Here is a 22,775-nt window from a genome sequence, read left to right on the forward strand (position 1 = left end):
TATTTATTTTTTAGCTCAACCTAACAATCTTGTCTTCTCCGACTTTAACTAAGATGAATACTTTTCTGAAATTTTTAATTTGTCTTAGTGTCGGTATTAGTCCTTTTTTTGCAGTTAGAGGAGCAGCTCAACCGACTCCAGAAAGCAGTAATTCCACCCAAACAAATATTAGTGAATTAGCGCCTGAGCAATTTCTAATTAATGGTGGTGTTTTATCCAATGATGGACGTAATTTATTCCATGGCTTTGAGCAATTTAATCTCACTACAGAGCAAACTGCACTCTTTTTAAATCAGCCCAATGCTCTGAACTTATTCTCGAAAATTTCTGGTGGTAATCCGTCTTACATTGATGGTTTGATTGGTGTTCTAAATGGTAATCCCAATCTATATTTCATTAATCCAGCAGGCATTATTTTCGGTGAAAATATTCAGCTAAATGTCCCCAATGATTTTGTTGCAACGACAGCAACAGGACTAGGTTTTGGGAATAGTTGGCTAAATGCTGTGGGCAATAGTGATTTCGCAAATTTGGTAGGTGAACCGACACAATTTTCGTTTAATACTAATGGTGTGGTCGGTGATATTTTGGTGCAGGGTGATCTCGACACACCAATAGGCGATCTTGCTTTAATCGGTGGCAGAGTGCAAGGCGATCGCCGCATCAGTTCCTCAGAAAATTTATTGATCACAACTGTTCCAGATCAAGGTTTAGTGCGGTTACAGCAACCCGGAAATCTGTTGAGCTTAGAGCTAGACACCGCAAGTCTGGATCATGGTAATGGCGTCAATTTTTCGATTCAGCAGTTTCCACAACTGCTTACTGGTTCCGGTGAAATACAGCTCCATGACATCTCTGCAAAATATGGTGTGATTGCAGCTGACGGCCAACTCACTCTCAACAACAGTTCTCTCCAAACTGATGGCCATTTAGCGCTGCTCGGACAAGGCATTACAACGAACAGTACGACTAGTAATAGTGGTTTGAATCAGCTCTTGATCAGTGGTGAACTTGCTGAGAGCTATCAAGCCCAAAAGCCATTTCTAGAGGCGATCGCCAACCGTATTAATTTCACAATTGAATCTGATCCTATTGATGGCACTCCGATTATTGTTACAGATAACTTAATCGATAATGTTGGTGCTGAAACCTTAAATACTGCCGATATTTATTTAGAAAAGAGTCAATTTACTGGGCAATATATTTACCTGCTTGGTGACAATATCGATCTAATTGGCTCTGACATTGCGACAACCGAAAACCTCAGTCTTTTTGCTTTAGATACCGCTACGCTTAGTGATACCTCAACACATGCACTGGATTTGTCTAGTCGTGGAATATTATCTCTGCGAGGGAATGATACTCTCACCGTTGATTTTGCAAATCACCCCAATTCCAAAATTACAAGCTCAGACAATATATTACTCTCGGCTGGTGATTTAAACCTCCAAGAAGCTGTTGTTGAAACACAAAATAATTTACTAATCAATGCAAATGATGTGTTGATTCAGAATAGTCAATTAACCAGTGGTCAAAATCTTAAAGTATCAGCCGCTAATAGTTTGCTGTTAGAAGATATTCCTGATCGTCTTCGGGATGCCACGTTCAATTCTGATTTGCCTTTACGACTAATCGCTGGAAATGAATTGCGTTTAGAGAGTGGTGATATTCTGCGGGCGATCGCCCCGAAGGAAAACTCTATATTTCAGGCGGGAACTACCATTACGGCTATTACCCCAGGTGAACAAATAGAATTACTGGGCAATTTCAAAAGTAGTGGTGATATCCAGATTGGGGATCTGACGACTGGGGAAATTTTGATTGAAGGCGGTGTCTGGCAAGCCGATCAGACCATCTCGCTCTTGGCTGAAAAGAATGTAATTTTGCAAGATTTCCATGAAACGCGACTTGGTAATTATGGCTCTTTTGACTCTCCTTTAAATATTTCAGCTAATGAAATTACTCTGGTCGGTAATGATTTGATCGAACTTTATCTTGGTGACAACTCAGGATTAAGTAGTACTGATGATTTGGCTATTTTCTCCGAAAAAATCAATCTTGTTGGTTCTCTTACTTCTGCCGAAAATATTATCGTTGTCGCCGATGATATTAATCTTGGTATTAACACTGACCGTCTAGATGATACGAATATTGCAGACATTTTGATTCTTGGGGAGCTACCAGCCAAGTCTTTCTTGAAGTATGAAGACTTCTGGGAAGCTTCCTATTTTGGAGGTGATTTAACTGCAGAAAAAGATATTGTTTTATTCGCAAATAATATTTTGACTTTGGCTGATCTTGAAAGAAAACCCTTAAATCTGGCTGGTGACAATGTTGTGCTTCAAGGTCTGAATCGAGTCTCTCTTGATGCAGCTAATGATCCAACATCTCAGATTGTCGCGACGGGCGATGTTTCTGTGCTTAGTGATAATTACATTGGCCGTGTCGGATTGCTCACGATTGGGGAGAGTAAAAATATATTGTTCAGTGCGCCTGAAATAGTTTTACAAGGAAGTCTACTTAATGCCTCTCAAAGTATTTCTTTTGATGCGGCCAAATCTTTATCTCTCAGTAAATTTCAAGTTTTTCGGTTAAAGTCTCTTCCTTTTCAGGCGATCGCCCCAGAGATTAATTTTAGTCCGAGTAATAATATTCGAATTGATCTGTCTGGTGTGGAAGGATCAAAAATTCGTACTGAGGCAGACTTGATACTCGATAGTGCTGGGGATATATATCTTTCTGGTGATATTGCTACCTCAGGCGAATTTATTGTCACTGCCGCGGGCAATATTGATGTTATCCAACCAAAGTTCACGGTGGGTGGTAATCTCCGAATTGCAGCGGGCGATCGCCTCTTTATGGAAGATATCAAAGGGCGCGGGGGGACAAATGAACTGGACTATAGTCCGCTCCAATTTCTGGCAGATGGCAATATCACTCTCCAGGGAAATAATGCGATTGAGATACCCTCCTATGATTCGCGCTCATTTATTCAAAGCGGTGGCGATACAACCCTCGTTAGTGATGGCTTGATTTTAAGCAACCTTGAATATCGGGTTGGCAATGATTTTTCTGTAGAAGATCTGGCTGGACAGCCTACGGATTGGCAGAGTGTTGTCGATGTCAATAATACTTTGAATCAATTTTTGAGTGTCTATTTTCAGGAAGGAGAAGGCCTCGTGCCCATTGGCCAGGTTAATTTGGCGGAGGTCTATGCGGAAGGTGATATTCGTTTTGGTGATTTTAATGGGCGATCGCTCATCCTCGAAGCAGGAGAAACTATTACCGCCAATGAGATAAATATCTATGTGCCTGTTGCCTTTGGGTATGCAAATGACGAGCCAACTATTCGCACTCGAAATTTTCCTGATCAAGTGTTATCCATTACGGGTGGCAAAAACTTTACCGAGCCAGCTCAAGCATTATTTATTGGAACCTCTTTAATACCACTGCCAGCTGAGCCTATTCCATCGTTAGAGCCTGGCTTGCCAGCACCACCAATCATATTCGAACCTTCGATTTCTGTGGGTGGCTTTTTCCCCCTTGAAGAAGGAACATTTGATCTTGATTTTAGTGAAGTGGATCAGCTATTTGAGGCTGTCAGTCTCAATGATCCACTTATTCCTCTCTCGTTTAGCCGGGCGATCGCCGTTGGTTTTGGTGATGGCACCTTTATCTCAAACCCTGAACCCAACGAAGTAGATTCACCTGAATTTTTTATTTTGAATCCTCCCAATGCACGGTTACTCTCCTCGGTATCAGGAAATCGTGAGGTTAATAGTCTTGGGGTTAACCTCAAGCTTCTGGACAATCCTCTAGAGAATGCAACGAACTCGAATCCAAATTCTGTGGCAGCAACAGGATTAAGAGGGAGTGGATTAACGCAAGATCTCACAGGGCAGAATACCAAGAATTCTGATGGGATTACTGTGATAGATGGCCAAACTGACGAGATAAAAATAAAAACAGCTGAGACTTGTGTGAATGATGACCCTAGGCAAAAAAGTTTGACCTGTCAGCAAGAAGAACTCCGTTTAGCTCGCTTAACTGGGAATACAACAAAAGAACTATTTGCTCTTGATCAACTTGGCTTTTTTTATTATCGAAATAATCATTACCAAGATGCTTTAAAAGCCTATCAAGAGCGACTCACTTTGGCTGAGAATCTTGAAAATACCATCGCTGAAGTACAAAGTCTTCAAGGCTTGACCCAAACTTATAGCGCTCTCGGAGACTATCAGACAGCCCGTGTGATGAATCGCCGCGCGTTGGCTTTAGTGAGCAAAATTGTGGCGGAAGATCCAGAAGTTTTGATTCCTCTCAAACAGTCCATTGCCAGTAATTTTGGTTTTATCGCCTATGCCCAAGAGGGTTATCCGATTGCGGTAAAGCGCTATCAACAGAGTTTGGAGCTGGCTCGACAAAGTGGCGATCGCAATGCCGAGATTGAAGTGTTGAGTCAATTGGGGTTGAGCTATTTTCAGCAAACGGATTATCAAGCTGCAAAATCAATCCAAGAACAGGCATTGGCTTTAGCGCAAACAGCAGACTCAAAGCTCAATCAGTTACGAGCTTATGAAGGGCTGGCGATCGCCGAATATGCGTTAGAAAATTATGATGTGGCGATTCAGAACTTTGAGCAGGCTCTCGCTTTGGCAGAGCAGTTAGGCGATCGCCATGCCCAGGCAAGAAATTGGAGTGCGATTGGGGATACTCAACATCAGATTCAGCAAAATGCCATAGCGATTACATCTCTCGAAAATGCCATTCAGCTTTGGGAAGAGTTGCGGCAAGATTTAGGGGCGCAGGATTTATTCCGTGTCTCTCTGTTTGAAACTCAAGAAAGTACCTATAGCACTCTCCAAAAAGTTTTAATTGAGTCGGGTCAATTCACTAAAGCTCTCGAAATTACAGAGCGGGGGCGATCGCGGGCCTTTGTGGAGTTATTAGAGGATAGTAATTCTCCCCAAGCTGATGAGCAGGATATTGAAGCGCCGGATATCGATCAGATGCGACAGATTGCGGCAGACCAACAGGCAACTCTAGTCAGCTATGCCATCGCTCGCGAGGTGGTGGAACAACGTGGCCAGCGCGATTTAGTGAATTCAGAGATTTGGATTTGGGTGGTGCAGCCAAGCGGCACTGTTGATTTCCGTCGTCAGGATTTGCAATCCCTCACTGCTCAAGGGCTAGAGCTCGATGATTTGGTGTCTGCTAGTCGCTGTTTTGGCGATCGCGTCTGTCTCCTACGCAGCCAAACGCAACAGGTTAGTCAAGGACTGGTTCATGCCGATAATGCTGCCGTAAATTTCGACCCAAATCTCAACCAATTACATGATCTATTGATTGCTCCGATTCAAGATCTATTACCGACAGCGCCAGAACAGGAAGTTGTTTTTGTGCCCCATCGCTCCCTATTTTTGGTGCCTTTTGCCGCGCTACAGGATGACACTGGTCGTTATTTAATCGAAGACCATACCATTCGGACTGCACCTTCGATCCAGGTTCTAGATCTCACCCGCCAGCAACGCCAAACTGTTTCAGGACAAGGTATTACGATAGTGGGGAATCCAACAATGCCCAAAGAATTAGAACAGCTCCCTGGCACCGAAAAAGAAGCTTTGGCGATCGCCGCGATGTTCGATACAGATATTATTACTGGCGATGAAGCTACCCCGACTTTAGTCACCCAGAGCATTGCCAACAGCCGCTTTATCCATCTAGCGACCCATGGGTTGCTGGATGGCTATGGCGATAATGATGTCCAGAAACGACCAGGGGCGATCGCCCTTGCACCGACGGAAGTTGACGATGGTTTTTTGACAGCGAGTGAAATTTTAGAGCTAGATCTGAATAGCGAAATGGTGGTACTTAGTGCCTGCGATACTGGACGCGGAACGATTACCGAGGATGGCGTGATTGGATTGTCGCGATCGTTTATGGGTGCTGGTGTACCGAGTGTCGTCGTTTCCCTGTGGCAAGTCCCAGACGAATCAACCTCTGATCTTATGATTGAGTTTTATGAGCAGCTTCGCCAAAATCCCAACAAAGCTCAAGCGCTCCGACAGGCAATGCTCGTCAATCTAAAAAAATATGGTCAACCTATCGATTGGGCTGGATTTACGCTGATGGGAGAAACTTAGATTTTTGAGTCGACTTTATCGAAATTTTCTTTATGGAGCAGTGTCAAAGATAAGTTGACTACGCTGTTCTCTGATGATGCTGTTCTGCGTTTACTAATACTCTAAGAGCCATTTTTTATTTATTTCTGGGTTTAGTTAATAGTCAGTGGAGTCAAATTCTCAAACCACTCATTCATCTCTTGTTCCTTGTCCTCTCTCCACTCCCTGAAATTTTTACTCCCTTCCTCGAAATTGCTTGCACTTCCCCAAGCCCACCACACTTCACCGGCATTCTCTCCACGTTTTCCATCTATCCATATCAGATACCCTCCTGCCCCCGAAGTATACATACAAAAAATCTTTAAACGTTCATTCTCAGAGCTTCCAAACTCCACATGCTCAGCCGTTTGATCTGATAAGCTCGCGCTGAATTCGGACAACTCACAGTTGAGTAGGTCGGACAAGTTTTGGCTGAAGGCGGGCACCTTGCCAACTAGATCCTCTAAGGGGGCACCCTTAGAATTCCCTCCCCAATTCAATTCAAATTCCGTTAGCTCTCCCAGTTCGATCATTCCATCAAGCTCGAAGCCATTTTTTCCATCTTCTCCAGAAAAACTGCCTGTGATTTCGCCGTCCCCATCAAATCCACTTAAGGAAAATGAGAATTCCCTAGCATTGGCTAATGGTGCAAATACTAACGCTAATCCGATTACCGCAGAACCCACGCCCATCTTCGCAATTAAGCTTTTCATTACGTATTTCCCTACAGCTTTATTTGATATTTGAAATTCTACTGAACCTTTATATTTACAATTATGCGTTGAGAATTGGATGGCTATATTTGGGGAACATGGCACTGTGGCAAATTAATGATGCGTCGTTTCTTTTCTCTCAGCACATAGCAAGCAAAACAAGAGCGTTCTGCATTGTGGCGATCGCCGACTGTAATAATGATGCGGTAAATACCATCATTATCAATAATCTGGCCATTGCCTATATTCGTTCCTTGATTATTCGTATTAGCGCCGTCGTTGACCAATATTGCCGACGGATTTGGGAAAGCAAAACGTTATTGCTTTTGTAATAATCGTGATGTGAGGTAATGAATCGTTAAAAAGTATTGGACAATGTTGATAGATTTATGGATAGAGGAATAGCTTGTCTTTTACTTATCAGAAATCGGCGATCGCCTAATGTATTGCCATTTTTATCTTCTATTCTTTCTCGTGTGTTATCGACATGAATGATTGGCGCCAAATCTTACTTTCCCTATTCCTCGGAATTTTTCCGTTCGTCGTACTGGAAGTTGCGGCACAGCCCATTCAAGAAACTAATAATCTCACCCAAACCAACGTTACGGAGTTGGGGAGTGACCAATTTGTCATTAATGGCGGCATTGTATCCCGTGATGGACAAAATCTTTTTCATGGTTTTGATGCATTTAATCTTGATGCTAACCAAGCCGCAATTTTCCTCAACTCACCTAATGCCAGTAATCTCTTCTCAAAAATCTCTGGCGGGACACCCTCTTTTATTGATGGGCTGATCGGCGTTGCACAGGGAAATCCCGACCTCTATTTTATTAATCCCGCAGGCCTTATTTTCGGTAAGAATGCTCAGCTCAATGTGCCGAGTGCTTTTGTGGGGACGACAGCGACAGCCCTCGGTTTTGATAATGGCTGGTTGAATGTCGTGGGTTCCAGTGATTTTGCAAATTTAGTTGGTGAACCCTCTCTATTTTCGTTTAATACCAATGGTGTAGTCGGCGATATTTTGGTGCAAGGTAATCTTGAAACTCCAGTCGGCGATATTGGTTTAATTGGGGGAAGAATTCAGGGCGATCGCCGCATTAGTACTCCCGCAGATTTACTCGTTACAACTGTCACTGACCAAAGTATTGTCCGTCTCCAACAACCTGGTAATCTCCTAAGCATCGAACTGGATACGACGAGCCTAGATAACGGGAATACAGTTGATTTTTCTGTTAATCAACTCCCCCAACTACTCACAGGGATTGGTGAAATTCAGCTGAATGAAGTCGCCGCACAATATGGCCTTATCGCAGCAGATGGACAACTCACCCTCAACAACAGCGACATTCAAACTGCTGGTCATCTCACGCTCCTCGGCCAAGGCATTACAACCAATAGCACCTCTAGCGACAGTGGCCTCAATCAACTTCTGATTAGCGGTGAACTGTCTGAGATTTATCAAGCACAGAAACCCTTTCTGACGGCGATCGCCAACAAAATTAATTTTGCGATTGAAGCCGATCCTATTGATGGCACACCAATAATCGTCACAGATGATCTAATCGATAACGTTACAGCCGAGACCTTAAATGCCGCAGATATTCGTCTAGAAAATAGCCTTTTCACTGGTCAAAATATTTATATTCTCGGTGAAAATATTGATCTGATTGGCTCGCAACTCACTACGACGAGAAACTTAAATATCTTCGGTCTAGATACGGTTGAACTAAGTGATTCAGCGACAGAGAAACTAGCTCTCCAAAGTCTTGGTGATCTTTCAATTCGCGGTAACAACAAACTAATTAGCAATTCTTTTACGAACCCTGATTCAGAGATAGCTAGCGACGGGAATTTATTTATTTCCACTGGGGAGTTACAACTGCGCGAAGGGACTTTTGAAAGTCAGAGTAATTTCGTTATTAATGGCGATAATATTTTGATTCAAAATAGTCAACTCACCAGTGCTCAAAATCTTTCTGTAAATGCGCAAAATGAATTGCTTTTAGAGGATGTTGCTGATCAGGAACGAGGCGAGAATTTTACTTCGGATAAACCTCTGCGACTAATTGCTGGCAATAATTTAACGCTCCGCAGTGAAGAGGTTTTCCGGGCGATCGCCCCCAAAGCTGATTCTTTATTCCGAGCTGGTAATCAAATTCTGGTTACGAATGACGACTCAAGACTTGATGTGCTGGGCAATTTCACTAGTGACGGCAGCATACAAATCGGTGATCGCACTAACTCTACCGTTCAGATTGAAGGAGGAACTTGGCAAGCGGCAGGCGATATTTCCTTATTAGCTCAAGACAATTTAATTCTTCAAGATTTTCATGAGACAGAGGACAATTACGGTCGGATTGGTGCACCTTTGAATATAAATGCTGACCAGTTGAATTTTGCTGGTGATAACTTAATTGAGATTTATCTTGGTCAAAATTCCAGCATTAAAAGTACTCAGGATCTCACCTTGGCCAACTCTAACAACATTAGAGTCACCGGTTCTGTTGCATCTGAGGGCAATCTAAATATTGCTGCACGTAATATCGATATCGGTGTCAATCTTGATCGTGTGGGTGGGATTGATGGAAGGAAAACTCTAAATATTGGGCAGCTAAGAATAAACGTGACGCCAATTGTTCCGGCAGAATTGGCAGGGGCAAGACTCGATGCATTCGAGGATGGTCGATTCGTCGAAAATATGGGACGTCGATTCGTAGATGAAGCTTATTGGGGCGGCAATTTCTCTGCTGGTGGGGATCTGACTTTTACAGCAGAAGAAGCATTGACCTTGTCTGATTATGAGAGACAACCCCTCACTCTCACAGGACAAAATATTTATTTATCTGGTGATACGGGACAAAATTTTAGTCCGTTTTTCGATCAGGGTTTATTGTTTGACCTCACGAACGACTCTCGCTCAAACATTACGGCGACTAAGGATATTTCATTTGAGAGTAATCAATTTATCGGTCGTGTGGGTGGAGGCATCATTAGTGCTGGTGAAGATATTCAGTTTTTTGCACCCATAATTGCATTGCAGGGAAGTCAGATTACAGCAGGCGAAAGCATTAGTTTTACTGCCCCTGAGCTTTTACAGCTTGAGAGTTTGAATGATGCAAATCTCTTTTCGGCGATCGCCCCACAGATTAATTTCAGCCCGAGCAATGAGATTAATATTGATCTCGTGCTTGATAACTTAACGGGCGGCAAAATCGAAAGTGGCTCGAATCTAGCGATCAGTAGTTTGGGAAATTTATCTTTATCAGGGGAAATTTCCGCTGCTGAAAACCTATCCATTGATGCAGATAACAATGCAACTCTGGTCTTCTCTCAATTGACGGCAGGAGAAGACCTATCGATTACGGCGGGTGGTCAACTGTCCTTAACGGATATCAGAAAAGCCGATGTACGAGGCAATATTTTTCTTCATTCCCCAAATAAACTCATCACAACCAATGGCGATATCACTCTTCAAGGGGGAACCGGACTAAGTATTGAATCCTACGATGTACGCTCCTTTATTCAGAGTGGTAGCGATACAACTCTCATCAGTGACGGCACTATTTTGAGTAATATCCGTTATCAAGTGGGTAATGATTTTGCTGTACGGGATCTCTCAGGTTCCCTCGCAGACTGGGAGAGTACAGTCAATGTCAACAGTAATAATTCTAATGAGAGTTTGCAGCGCCAAATCGGCGGTACTTTTTTGCCCATTGGCCAAGTGAATCTAGCGCAAATCAACACGGGCGGCGATATTGCATTTAATGATTTCACTGGGCGATCGCTCATCCTCAATGCAGAGGGCACCATTACTGCTGGATCAATTCACCTAGACATTCCCGTTGCCTATGGTTTTCCGGATGATGGGTCAATGGTCAGAACTAAAAATCATCCTGATATTTTGCTGTCTGTGACAGGGAATGATCCCGGATTAGTGCCGCTGGATATTTCGATTGCTGCTAATGCCGCAGATATGACCGAAGAGAACGCCATATTAGATGGTATTCAGTTGAATTTTCCCTATGTGCTACGACGCTTTCCTTTGAATTTAGACCCAATTCCAAATGATGGTGATACTTTCGTTGCGAGCAGAAGGCAGCAAGGCATTGAGCAACCTGGTTCTTTTATTATTGCTCCGCTTAGTAGCGCCCTTGATTTCAATCCCTTGCTGAGTGATGGCTTAAATAGTGCGGGGGTTAGCCTCAATGAAATCGATAATCCTGTCGCCCAAGCCAGTAACCAATCATTTGCGCCGATAACTGGGACAAGGGGCACTGGTCTTAGTCAAGATTTAATTGAGCAGCAGGAAAATAATAAGGCGATCGCCGCAATATCAGAAGAAAAACCCGAGGAAACAAGCATCGCTGTTTGTACTGGTGTTGACTTTACTAGTTCTGAAAATGACGAAAAATTTATTAGTTGTCAGCAAAATAATTTACGGGTTGCAAAAGCAGCTCAGGACATTCCCACTCAACTGGCGACACTCGGACAGTTAGGCTCACGCTATTACCAGAAAAATATGTATTCGCAGGCATTGGCTGCCTATCAAGAACGCCAAGCTCTTGCCCAATCCACCCAAAATCTCTTGGCTGAAGCCGAGAGTCTACAGGGATTAACCCAAACCTATAGTGCCCTGGGTGATTATGCTGCGGCGCGCGATGCTAATTTTCAAACCTCGACGCTATTGGCACAACTAGAAGGAGATGAACGAAGTAATCCTAATCAATTAATTAGGCTCAAACAGGCGATCGCCAACAATGCAGGACTCATTGCTTATGCTCAAAAATCCTATGATCTTGCGGTAGAACAATACAAAGAGGGTTTGCAACTTGCCCAAGACAGCGGCGATCGCCCCACAGAAATCGAGATTTTAAGTCAGTTGGGATTGAGCTATTTTCAGCAAACTGATTATGTTGCGGCGAAGGAAACCCAAAGCAAAGCCTTAAGCCTCGCGAAAAATGAGCAATCCATCCCCAATCAACTCCGAGCTTATGAAGGGTTGGCGATCGCCGAATACGCCCTCGAAAATTATGATGTAGCTATTAATCATTTTGAAAGGGCATTAACTTTGTCGGAACAGGTGGGCGATCGCCATGCCCAGGCGAGAAATTGGAGTGCCCTCGGTGATGCGCAATACAAAACCCAACAAAATTCAGCAGCGATTGGCTCCCTGGAAAATGCGATTCAGCTTTGGGAAGACCTGCGAGCGAATTTAGGCGATCAAGATTTATTCCGAGTGTCTCTGTTTGAAACCCAAGAAACGACCTATAGCACCCTCCAGGAAGTGTTAATCGAGTCAGGGCAATTTATAGATGCTTTAGAAGTGTCGGAACGGGGGCGATCGCGCGCCTTTGTGGAGTTATTAGATCGTGGTCTTGCTCCTCAAGCGAAAACCCAAGATATTGACGCGCCAGATATTGCTCAGATGCGGCGAATTGCGGCTGAACAGCAGGCTACTCTCGTGAGCTATTCTATTGGCCGACAAATCATTGATAGCAATGGTCAGCGGGAACAGATTGATTCAGAAATTTGGATTTGGGTGGTGCAGCCTGATGGGAGCATGGATTTTCGTCGCCAAGATTTACAAGCTATTACGGCTCAGGGATTAAGTGTGGAAGATCTCGTATCTGATAGTCGTTGTTTTGGCGATCGCCTCTGTATGTTGCGGAGTCAATCGCGGCGGGGCGGTAGAGGTTTATCTTCCAATGGACAGGCTGACATCTCTGATCCACATCTTGCCCAACTCCATCAATTGCTGATTGCACCTATCGAAGATTTATTGCCCACTGATACAAATAAAGAGGTTGTTTTCATTCCCCACCGTGCGCTTTTTCTGGTGCCTTTTGCCGCCTTGCAAGATTCGACAGGACGATATCTCATCGAAGATCACACAATTCGCACAGCACCCTCAATTCAAGTGCTGGATCTCACCCATCAACAACGCCAAAAGGTTTCTGGAGAAGGCATTACGATTGTGGGAAATCCGACAATGCCGCAAGGGTTGGAACAACTGCCTGGTGCTGAAACGGAGGCTCAGGCGATCGCCGCGATATTCGATACCGAATTTATTACGGGGGATGACGCCACTCCCACTTTAGTCAGTCAGACTATTGCCAATAGTCGAATTATTCATCTGGCGACCCACGGTTTACTCGATGGTCTGGGGGATAATGATGCCCAGAAAATACCAGGGGCGATCGCCCTTGCACCGACGGAAGCAGATGATGGTTTTCTCACTGCTAGTGAAATTTTAGAGCTGAAGCTAAATAGCGAAATGGTCGTACTCAGTGCCTGTGATACTGGGCGCGGAACGATTACCGAAGATGGCGTAATTGGTTTGTCGCGGTCATTTATGGGGGCAGGTGTACCGAGCGTGCTGGTTTCTCTCTGGCAAGTGCCCGATGAATCAACTTCTGATCTGATGATCGAGTTTTATGGACAGCTCCAAAGCAATCCCAATAAAGCCCGAGCCCTCCGCCAAGCGATGCTCGCTAATTTGCAAAAGTATGGCCAACCGCGTGATTGGGCTGCCTTTACACTCATGGGCGAAACTTGATTCTCGCAAAAAAACAATCTTCTAGATTTAGATAATCGTAATAATAAAACGCTAAAAAACGTGAGTTCGGGATAAGAACAACAGGAAACAAGTCTTTCCTAATCTGGGTTTGAGACTTCTTGATTCTTTATTGAGCAGCGATTATTTTAGGCAACATTCTACTGATTGAGCTCAATCAATACGATATTTTCAATTAGAATGCTTTGTTGCGAATCAGTACATAGATAAAATTCCAAACAAACTCTTGATTTATAGGAGTTTCAGGCTAACTTGTCGGGATTTCATCCTAATTCCTTATCCCGAACTCACGTTGACTTATCAAAAACTTATAAATCAGCTGTCATTAACTCTCTCTCTCGGAAATTTCAGGACGGCGATCGCCACACCACTTAAAATCACTAATCCTCCGAACACAACAGAAAAACTTGGGATTTCTTGCAAAATAAAAAAGCTGAGAATACTGGCAATTACAGGTTCACACAAAATACATAAGGTGACAGTGACTGAGGGTAACCAGCGTAGCGACCAATTCAAGCTCGTGTGACCAATCAATTGAGCAATAATCGTCATTGCAAGGATATAAGCATAAACCTCTAGTCCATAGCCACCATAGTTTTCGCCCCACAATATCGGCATCGGTAATAGGGCGATCGCCGCCACAGTATAGGCAATGGTTGCGTAGTTTTGGATTTGTAATCCCTGTTTCTGGGCTTCTTGACCAAACACCACATAAAAACTTGCGGCAATCGAGCCCAATAATGCCAGAGCTGCTCCTAATACTGGTGACGAATTAAAACTCGCCTCAACGGGTTTACCCCATGTGACAATAAAACTTCCGGCGATCGCCAACGCAATGCCAACCATCGTTTGTTTGGATAACGTTTTTTTCTGCCAGAGCCAGCCGATTAACGCGACCCAGATCGGATTTGTCGTCACCAAACTGGTTGATACTGCCACCGACACAAAGGATAAAGAGCTAATCCATAAGCCAAAATGAAACGCTAAGGCAATTCCGGCGGCGATCGCATAACCAACAGCTTTTTTTGTAGATTTAGTTTTAACAACAATCGGCCATGTAGGAATTAAAGCGATAGACGCAAAAATTAAACGAGATGCGGCAATCAATAAACTAAAACCAATACCCTGTTGATCCGCAGCGTCCATTGCCAAACGGATAAAAATAGCTGAGGTAGAAACCGCTATCACCCCAATAGAGAGAATTCCCCAAATCATTAAATTGGTCGGCGATCGCCCCTGATCTGTCATGCTTAACCCCAGCGATTAAATTCCCAAAAACTCTTCAAATCATACGCGAGATGCCAAAACCGAAGCCGCAAACAAAAAATAAGATCATTGGCGATCGCGGCGAAAAATTCATTTGTGAATATCTCGAACAAAACCAATGGGAAATTGTAGCGACCCAATGGCATTGTCGGTATGGAGAACTGGATATTGTGGCCTTCCAAACCACCCAGAAAATATTAGCTTTTGTAGAAGTGAAAACCCGGCGATCGCAAGGCGTAGATGAGCAAGGTTTATTAGCCATTACGCCCACCAAACAACAAAAAATCATTAAAGCGGCTCTGCAATTTCTCGCAGAATTTCCCCAATACGAAAATTATGGTTGTCGATTTGATGTGGCGTTAGTTTCCTACTTGGGCAACACACCTAAAACTTACGAATTCCAACTAGAGCAATATCTCGACTCTGCCTTTGAGGTCGAAGATTGTTACGACTAAAAAGCGATCGCCCCATTGCTCACCGTTTGCGACAAACAAACTTTAAAATACAGACTGATCAATCACACCAAACCAGCTACCAAAACTGCGGCGATCGCCCTATGACCATTTCTGACCTTTCCCAATCACCGCCCGACCGATTGCCATCAGTGGGACCTTTGACGATGATGCGTCTGGGTCTTTTCAATATGGGTTTAGGTCTGATGGCAGTGCTCACCCTGGCGGTATTAAACCGCGTCATGATTAGTGAGCTGGATATTCCTGCCACCGTCACAGCTGGAGCATTAGCTGTCCCACAATTTATGGCCCCAGCACGGGTATTTTTTGGGCAGCTTTCCGATAGCAAAAAGATTTTTGGGTTGCATCGCAGTGGCTATGTCTGGATCGGCACCATTTTATTTGGTTCAGCCGTTTTTCTCGCCGTGCAAATTGTTTGGAAATTAGCAGCCATTGTTCAGGCAAATGGTGGCTGGATATGGACTGGCGAAACAACCCTTTGGACGATCGCCCTCGGTTCTGTGCTCGGTTTTTATGGTTTAGCCCTGAGTTCGAGTTCCACTCCCTTTACCGCGTTACTGGTAGATATTTCTGAAGAAAAAACTCGCTCCAAAATTGTGGCAGTGGTCTGGTCAATGCTGCTTGTTGGGGTGGTCATTGGCGGTATTAGCGGCAGTATTTTTCTCAGCAAGGTGCAGCAGTCCGGCGTGATCCTCGGTGCCAATGTGGGGTCAATGATCAGCCAAGGCGAAAAACTCCTCAATACTCCCCTCGACAGTCTGCGTGCCCCCATTAACTCATTATTTATAATCGCGCCGGCGATCGCCTTCAGTTTAGGATTACTCGGCACCATCGGCGTAGAGCGTAAATATTCCCGATTTAGACAGAAGCAATCAGTCAAACAGCGAGACGATCAAATCACCTTTGCAGAATCTTTAAAAATCGTCACTACTAGCCGTCAAACCGCCATTTTCTTTACGTTTCTTGTAATTTTTACCATTAGCCTATTTATGCAAGAAGCAGTGCTTGAACCCTATGGTGGAGAGGTGTTTGGGATGTCCATTGGCGAAAGTACCCTGCTGAATTCCTATTGGGGTATGGGTGTGCTGGCAGGCTATAGCGCGACAGGATTCTTTGTTGTGCCAAAACTCGGCAAAAAAAATACCGCGAGGCTAGGCTGTGTCTTAACCGCAGCGTGTTTTGGGCTAATGATTCTCGCAGGCGTTACCCAACAGCCCAATATTCTCAAATATGCCCTTGTTCTCTTCGGTGCAGCAACAGGCATTGGCACTATTGGCGCGATTAGTTTAATGCTCGATCTTACTGCCGCAGAAACCGCTGGAACCTTTATCGGTACATGGGCTCTAGCTCAAGCAATGTCTCGGGCGATCGCCACTCTTTTAGGTGGTGTTGTCCTTGATATTGGACGAGCAATTTTCGAAGTACCATTACTTGCTTACAGTTCAGTTTTTGCATTACAAGCCATTGGGATGACTTGTGCGGTGCTCGTCCTTAACCGCGTTAATGTGCGCGAATTTAAAGAAAATACAAAGCAGGTGATCGCCACAGTGCTCGAAGGCGAACTTGATGGCTAGACATAAACCGGATCCCTCGCTACTTTTAGTGAAGATCCCTTTAACGTTTTAACCCAATACAACTGGTATGAGAATTCTTGTTACGGGCGGAGCTGGTTTCCTTGGCTCACACCTCATTGATCGCTTAATGGAAGCCGGTCACGAAGTTATCTGTCTCGATAACTTTTACACAGGGCGAAAACAAAATGTGTTGAAGTGGATGAGAAATCCCTACTTTGAGCTGGTTCGCCATGATATCACCGAACCGATTCGCCTCGAAGTTGATCAGATTTATCATCTCGCCTGTCCGGCTTCCCCAGTTCATTACCAGTACAACGCGATTAAAACCGTTAAAACAAACGTGATAGGGACTCTAAATATGTTGGGTTTAGCCAAGCGCGTCAAAGCACGCTTTTTCTTGGCATCGACCTCAGAAGTCTATGGCGATCCGGAAGTCCATCCCCAGCCCGAAACCTACTGGGGGAATGTCAACTCAATCGGGATCCGCTCCTGCTACGACGAAGGCAAACGCATGGCCGAAACCCTAACTTTTGATTACCATCGTTCTAATGATGTCGATATTCGAGTCGTTAGAATCTTTAATACCTATGGTCCTCGAATGTTACCTAACGATGGTCGAGTCGTCAGTAACTTTATCGTCCAGGCCCTACAGGGAAAACCTTTAACGGTTTATGGCGACGGCTCCCAAACCCGTAGTTTTTGCTATGTCAGTGATTTGGTAGAAGGATTTATCCGATTAATGGAGGGAGACTATATCGGGCCAGTCAACCTAGGAAATCCTGGTGAATACACGATTCTACAACTCGCCGAAACTATCCAAAAAATGATCAATCCTGATGCTGAGCTTATTTTTGAGCCTTTGCCTCAGGATGACCCAAAGAAAAGACAGCCGGATATCACTCGCGCCAGAAAGTACTTAAATAACTGGCAACCAATCATTCCACTCCAAGAGGGTCTGGAAAAAACAATCGCCTATTTCCGCGATCAACTCAAGGAATAATTCACGGTTGAAGATGAAGCACAAACGGATCTGTCTCTGATTGATTAGCTTCGCTATTTTTCGTTAATTTCAAACATTTTTTAATTACAACTGCTATGAAAGTTTGCGTTATTGGAACTGGTTATGTTGGTCTTGTTACAGGGGTATGCCTTTCTCACATAGGCCATGAGGTTGTCTGCATCGATAATAATGAGCAAAAGGTAAAGCTCATGCAGTCAGGGCGATCGCCGATCTATGAGCCAGGCCTATCTGAGTTGATGCAGTCTTCGATGGATTCAGGGCGCTTAACCTTCACGACTGACTTAGCAATGGGGGTAAACCACGGTGAAATTCTATTCATTGCAGTGGGGACACCTGCACTCCCCACTGGTGAAAGTGATACGCGCTATGTTGAGGCAGTAGCCCGCGGCATTGGAGAACACCTCCCAACAGATGCCTACAAAGTAATCGTCAACAAATCCACGGTACCCATTGGTTCTGGTGACTGGGTACGGATGATTATCCTCGATGGCGTGAAAGAGAAAGGTGGCGACCCCACTGTTGTACAGTTCGATGTGGTGAGTAACCCTGAATTTTTGCGCGAAGGTTCCGCAATTCAGGACACATTTAACACCGATCGTATTGTCCTCGGCAGTAGCAACGATAAGGCGATCGCCCTAATGAAAGAACTATATGCGCCCCTCGTAGGTGGCAAATTTAGCGATGAAGGCACACCGACACCTATCCCAGTTGTCGAAACGGATCTCAACTCGGCCGAGATGATCAAATATGCGGCCAACGCATTCCTCGCTACCAAAATTAGTTTCATCAATGAAGTGGCGAATGTATGCGATCGCGTTGGCGCTGATGTTCTGCAAGTCGCCAAAGGTATTGGTTTAGATAGCCGCATCGGCAAAAAGTTTTTGCAAGCAGGCTTAGGCTGGGGTGGCTCCTGTTTCCCGAAAGACGTGGCAGCACTCATTCACACCGCTGAAGATTATGGTTACCATTCACAAATTTTAGAGGCGGCAGTTGAGGTAAATAAACGTCAAAAACTGATTGTCCTCGAAAAATTACAACAGGAACTCAAAATCCTTAAAGGTAAAACCATTGGCTTGTTGGGTCTAACATTCAAACCTGACACCGATGATATGCGTGATGCCCCTTCCATCAAACTCATTGCCGAACTCAATCGTCTTGGTGCTCGGGTGAAAGCCTATGACCCAATTGTGTCTCCCAATGGCATTAGTCACGGTTTGACGGGTGTGATTATTGAGTCGAGTCCTGAGATGCTCGCTGACGATTGTGACGCTCTCGTTCTCGTCACCGATTGGGCAGAATTCCAAGATCTTGATTTCGGTGCATTAGCCAATCGTCTCCACAATCGTCTCATCATTGATGGCCGTAACTTCCTCGACAAAGATAAACTCACGGAATTAGGTTTCCGTTATGTTGGTGTCGGTCACTAAACTCATCACCAAAGCCCAATAACAAAAAGTCCGAGGCTGAACTAGTAATTCATAAGCCTCGGACTTTTTTGTTTCGGAATTTTTATGGCGTGAAAATTAGGCGATCGCCTCAGGAGTTTTCACTTCCGCTAATAGCTCTTGAAGTAAATCCCCCTCGATAACCTCTGTATCCAAAATCTTTTTGGATATGGTTTCGAGCAGACCATGATTTTCCTTCAAGATCGCCAGAGCCTGTTGATGAGCCGACTCCACAATTTCTTTGACTTCCGCATCAATGGCTTTTGCCGTCTCATCACTGACCATGCGGCGGGGATTCATCCCTCCCTCACCAAGGAAATTATTTTGCTGACCTTTCTCATAAGCCAAAGGCCCAAGCACCTTGCTCATGCCATAGGTGGTCACCATACGTTCAGCAAGATCCGTTGCCCGTTGCAGATCATTAGCTGCACCAGTGGTAATCGATCCAAAGATAATTTCTTCAGCCGATCGCCCACCGAGTAATGTCGCAATCTGGTCACGCATTTCCCGTTCATCCATTAAGAAGCGATCTTCTGTCGGCATTTGCAGCGTATAACCAAGGGCAGCCATACCGCGAGGAACAATCGAGATTTTTGCGACCTTACCACCGCCAGGCAACAACGCTCCAACAAGCGCATGACCGACTTCGTGATAAGCCACAATTTTCTTTTCCTTATCAGAAAGAACCCGGCTCTTTTTCTCAAGACCAGCGACAACTCGCTCAATTGCTTCCGCAAAATCTGCTTGGGCAACTGTTTCGCGATGATTACGAGCCGCAAGCAATGCCGCTTCATTAACGAGGTTCGCTAAATCAGCCCCAGCAAAACCGGGCGTTCTTGTCGCAATCTCTTTGAGATTCACCTCATCATTTAGTTTGACTTTGTTGGCATAGATTTCAAGAATTTTGAGACGACCACCAAGGTCAGGACGATCTACCAAAACCTGTCGATCAAAGCGACCAGGGCGCAAGAGCGCAGGATCAAGGGTTTCAGGGCGGTTGGTCGCAGCAAGAACAATTACTGTTGCATCACCTGCCGCAAAACCATCCATTTCCGTTAACAACTGATTTAGGGTTTGTTCGCGCTCATCATTACCGCCAGCAAAACCGCCAGACGCACGAGATTTACCAATTGCATCAAGCTCATCGATAAAGATGATACAAGGCGCTTTTTTCTTGGCTTGCTCGAACAAATCGCGAACTCGCGCTGCACCAGCACCAACAAATAATTCAACAAATTCGGAACCAGAGATGGAGAAGAAAGGAACACCTGCTTCACCAGCTACCGCCTTTGCCATAAGGGTTTTACCTGTTCCGGGAGGGCCTACTAAGAGCACGCCTTTGGGAATTTTTGCACCGATCGCCGTGTAACGTTGGGGCGTTTTGAGAAAATCAACAATCTCTGTTAATTCTGTTTTTGCTTCTTCGACACCAGCAACATCATCAAAGGTGATTTTGGTGGAGTCTTCCTCGACATAAACTTTTGCTTTACTGCGGGTAAAAGACAATGCGCCACCAGCGCCGCCACCTCCAGCATTACGTCCGATAAAGAATTGCCAAATTAGGACAAAGATAATCGGAGGGATTACCCAGCCAAGAATATTACCGAAGAAGTTATTGCGTGGTGGTGGTGCAGCAAATTCCACATCATTAGCTTCAAGACGCTTCGGGAGATCAAGGTCAAAAATTGGCGTCGTGCGTAATACAGCACCAGCTTGATCTGCTGTGTCGGTCATCTGATAGCGAATTTCCTTGTCGCCAACAGAAGCTTTTGCCACTTGGCCATCTTCGACTTGGCTGATGAAAAGGCTGTAGGGCACTTGGGGTGTAGGGTTTCCAAAAAATGTCGGAAAAAAGGCATTGAATAAGAAAAACAGTCCGGTTACCCACAGGAGTATCGAACCGATTTGCCTTGCCCGAGAAGGAGGCTTGTCTTTAATGCTCATGGCATAGACCCCGCGAAAAGCGTTTACAGTTTCAATTGTAAGAAAAGTTACATTTTGTAAACAACGTGGTTAACCGAACCATTTGTTCGGCTAATACAACGGTTCAGCTCTGCTAATAAAGGTGTCTAAATTTGCACTCACAAAACAAGATTGGGATTTAAATTTGAGGTGTCACTTGTTCGAGCTAAGTGCCAAGAAATTGCATTTTGATGCCGTTTTTGGGAGATAAAACTAAGCCTTTCCGCTGGGCAATCACAGGCTCCGTTTCGAGAAGTTCAAATTTTCCGAGGGTTGCAAAGCTGGCAATGCCTAAACGTAATTCAAATTGGGCTAATGCCTCGCCCACACACCGGCGATCGCCTCCACCGAACGGCATAAATTCATAGGGAGTAAAGGTTTTGTCGAGAAAGCGTTCTGGCCGAAATTCGCGGGGGTTTGGGTAAATGTCGGGACGTTGGTGGAGGGTATAGACACAGCCCATCAAAATACTATCGGCAGGTATTTCATAGTCGAGAAGTTGAGTCGTCTGGGTCGCTAATCGGGCGAAGGTAAACATCGCCACAGGGTTAATGCGTAAGCTTTCATTACCCACGGCGGCAACGTAAGGCAAGCGGTAAACCGTCATCGGGTCTGGGCGATCGCCTAACGCTTCCAATTCATCTCGCACTTTTTGCAAAATATCAGGCTGGACATGCATCCAATACAAAGACCAAGCCATGGAGATCGCCGTTGTTTCGTGCCCGGCAAAGAGCAACACCATCAGTTCATCCCGCAGCTCTAGGGGAGTCATCGCTTCACCGTCTTCGTCCCTTGCCTGAATGAGTAACGACAAAATATCTGTGCGCGTCGGGTCAGGATTGGCTTGGCGATCGCTGATTTCTGCATAAATTAGTTCATCCAAGGCATCCCTTGCTCGCACAAAATTTCCCCACGGACTCCACGCCCCCAAATCTTTTTGCAAGCTACTAAAAAATAAAAAACTGGTTGCCGCAGGAGATTGAAAGCGATTCAGGATGCCTCTTGTCAGCTCAATAATTGGTTCATAGCGATCGCCACTACGAATCCCAAACACCACTTCAATAATCGTCCGTAGCGTAATTCGTTGGGTTAGTTCCACCGCTAAAAATGGCTGATTGATAGGCAACCGCTCCACTTCTTCACGAATAATTTGCTGAATGAGAGTGCCATAGTTATACATCCGCTCCCCATGAAAGGAGGGCATAATCAACTTTCTGGCACGGCGGTGGCGATCGCCGCTGAGGCTCAAAAGAGAATGGGCACCCGTTAATGGCTCAATAATGCTATTCAGTTCCCCGGGTGCCGTAAATACCTTGCGATTATCCACTAACATTTCTTTTAGTGCTTGGGGATGATGAACGAGGATCAAAGGCTGCTCATAGCCCGCCGATGGCATATAGCCCAAGTCTGGCGCATAATCCAAAACTTCTTGGAGATAACCCGTTGGATTCAGAATGACCCGAAACTTTTGCAACAACTTTGGCTGTGGCAACATCGGAATTGTTTTGCTCAGATCCGTCGCAATCGCCATCACACATTACCCCAAACAAGATAAACACATACCCTTATTATTCCGAACATTTTTA

General features: G+C 44.8%; 11 protein-coding genes. 7 read left to right on the forward strand and 4 right to left on the reverse strand.

The window, feature by feature from the left end; translation table 11 throughout:
• The first annotated feature begins 53 nt into the window (after positions 1-53).
• Entirely contained in the window at positions 54-6,143 is a 6,090-nt protein-coding gene (locus LEPTO7376_RS23490) for a CHAT domain-containing protein (protein WP_015134013.1), read from the forward strand.
• A 131-nt stretch (positions 6,144-6,274) separates the two neighbouring features.
• Here the strand turns inward: LEPTO7376_RS23490 and LEPTO7376_RS09725 are convergent, their stop codons facing one another.
• Positions 6,275-6,874: a hypothetical protein gene (locus LEPTO7376_RS09725; RefSeq protein WP_015134014.1), complete on the reverse strand. Its 600-nt coding sequence runs from the start codon at positions 6,872-6,874 to the stop codon at positions 6,275-6,277.
• Positions 6,875-6,972: 98 nt separating this feature from the next.
• Between LEPTO7376_RS09725 and LEPTO7376_RS26350 the strand changes: the two genes are divergently transcribed.
• Together LEPTO7376_RS26350 and LEPTO7376_RS23495 are read left to right on the forward strand one after the other, a co-directional pair.
• Positions 6,973-7,206: a hypothetical protein gene (locus LEPTO7376_RS26350; protein WP_015134015.1), complete on the forward strand. Its 234-nt coding sequence runs from the start codon at positions 6,973-6,975 to the stop codon at positions 7,204-7,206.
• 155 nt (positions 7,207-7,361) lie between these two features.
• On the forward strand, positions 7,362-13,430 hold the full coding sequence (locus tag LEPTO7376_RS23495) for a CHAT domain-containing protein (protein ID WP_015134016.1): 6,069 nt from the start codon (positions 7,362-7,364) through the stop codon (positions 13,428-13,430).
• Between the two features lie 333 nt (positions 13,431-13,763).
• Here the strand turns inward: LEPTO7376_RS23495 and LEPTO7376_RS09740 are convergent, their stop codons facing one another.
• Positions 13,764-14,696 (reverse strand): DMT family transporter, encoded by a 933-nt coding sequence (locus tag LEPTO7376_RS09740; protein WP_015134017.1) that lies wholly within the window; start codon positions 14,694-14,696, stop codon positions 13,764-13,766.
• Positions 14,697-14,746: 50 nt separating this feature from the next.
• On the opposite strand from LEPTO7376_RS09740, the gene LEPTO7376_RS09745 reads away from it, so the two are divergent.
• The 4 genes from LEPTO7376_RS09745 to LEPTO7376_RS09760 all read left to right on the forward strand — a co-directional run bounded on the left by LEPTO7376_RS09745 (position 14,747) and on the right by LEPTO7376_RS09760 (position 19,209).
• On the forward strand, positions 14,747-15,169 hold the full coding sequence (locus LEPTO7376_RS09745; RefSeq protein WP_015134018.1) for a YraN family protein: 423 nt from the start codon (positions 14,747-14,749) through the stop codon (positions 15,167-15,169).
• A gap of 101 nt (positions 15,170-15,270) precedes the next feature.
• A complete protein-coding gene (locus LEPTO7376_RS09750; RefSeq protein WP_015134019.1) occupies positions 15,271-16,761 on the forward strand; it encodes a BCD family MFS transporter in 1,491 nt (496 codons plus the stop codon).
• Between the two features lie 67 nt (positions 16,762-16,828).
• The gene (locus LEPTO7376_RS09755; RefSeq protein ID WP_015134020.1) at positions 16,829-17,761 is read left to right on the forward strand and encodes a UDP-glucuronic acid decarboxylase family protein; all 933 of its coding nucleotides are present in this window, start codon (positions 16,829-16,831) and stop codon (positions 17,759-17,761) included.
• 95 nt (positions 17,762-17,856) lie between these two features.
• Positions 17,857-19,209 carry a UDP-glucose/GDP-mannose dehydrogenase family protein gene (locus tag LEPTO7376_RS09760; RefSeq protein WP_015134021.1) on the forward strand — a complete coding sequence of 451 codons (1,353 nt, stop codon included), beginning with the start codon at positions 17,857-17,859 and terminating at the stop codon, positions 19,207-19,209.
• 96 nt (positions 19,210-19,305) lie between these two features.
• On the opposite strand, the gene ftsH4 is transcribed toward LEPTO7376_RS09760, so the two are convergent.
• Together ftsH4 and LEPTO7376_RS09770 are read right to left on the reverse strand one after the other, a co-directional pair.
• Positions 19,306-21,171: an ATP-dependent zinc metalloprotease FtsH4 gene (gene ftsH4 / locus LEPTO7376_RS09765; RefSeq protein WP_015134022.1), complete on the reverse strand. Its 1,866-nt coding sequence runs from the start codon at positions 21,169-21,171 to the stop codon at positions 19,306-19,308.
• A 184-nt stretch (positions 21,172-21,355) separates the two neighbouring features.
• The gene (locus LEPTO7376_RS09770; protein ID WP_015134023.1) at positions 21,356-22,720 is read right to left on the reverse strand and encodes a cytochrome P450; all 1,365 of its coding nucleotides are present in this window, start codon (positions 22,718-22,720) and stop codon (positions 21,356-21,358) included.
• Between the last annotated feature and the right edge of the window lie 55 nt (positions 22,721-22,775).

This window comes from [Leptolyngbya] sp. PCC 7376, assembly GCF_000316605.1.
GTDB lineage: Bacteria > Cyanobacteriota > Cyanobacteriia > Cyanobacteriales > MRBY01 > MRBY01.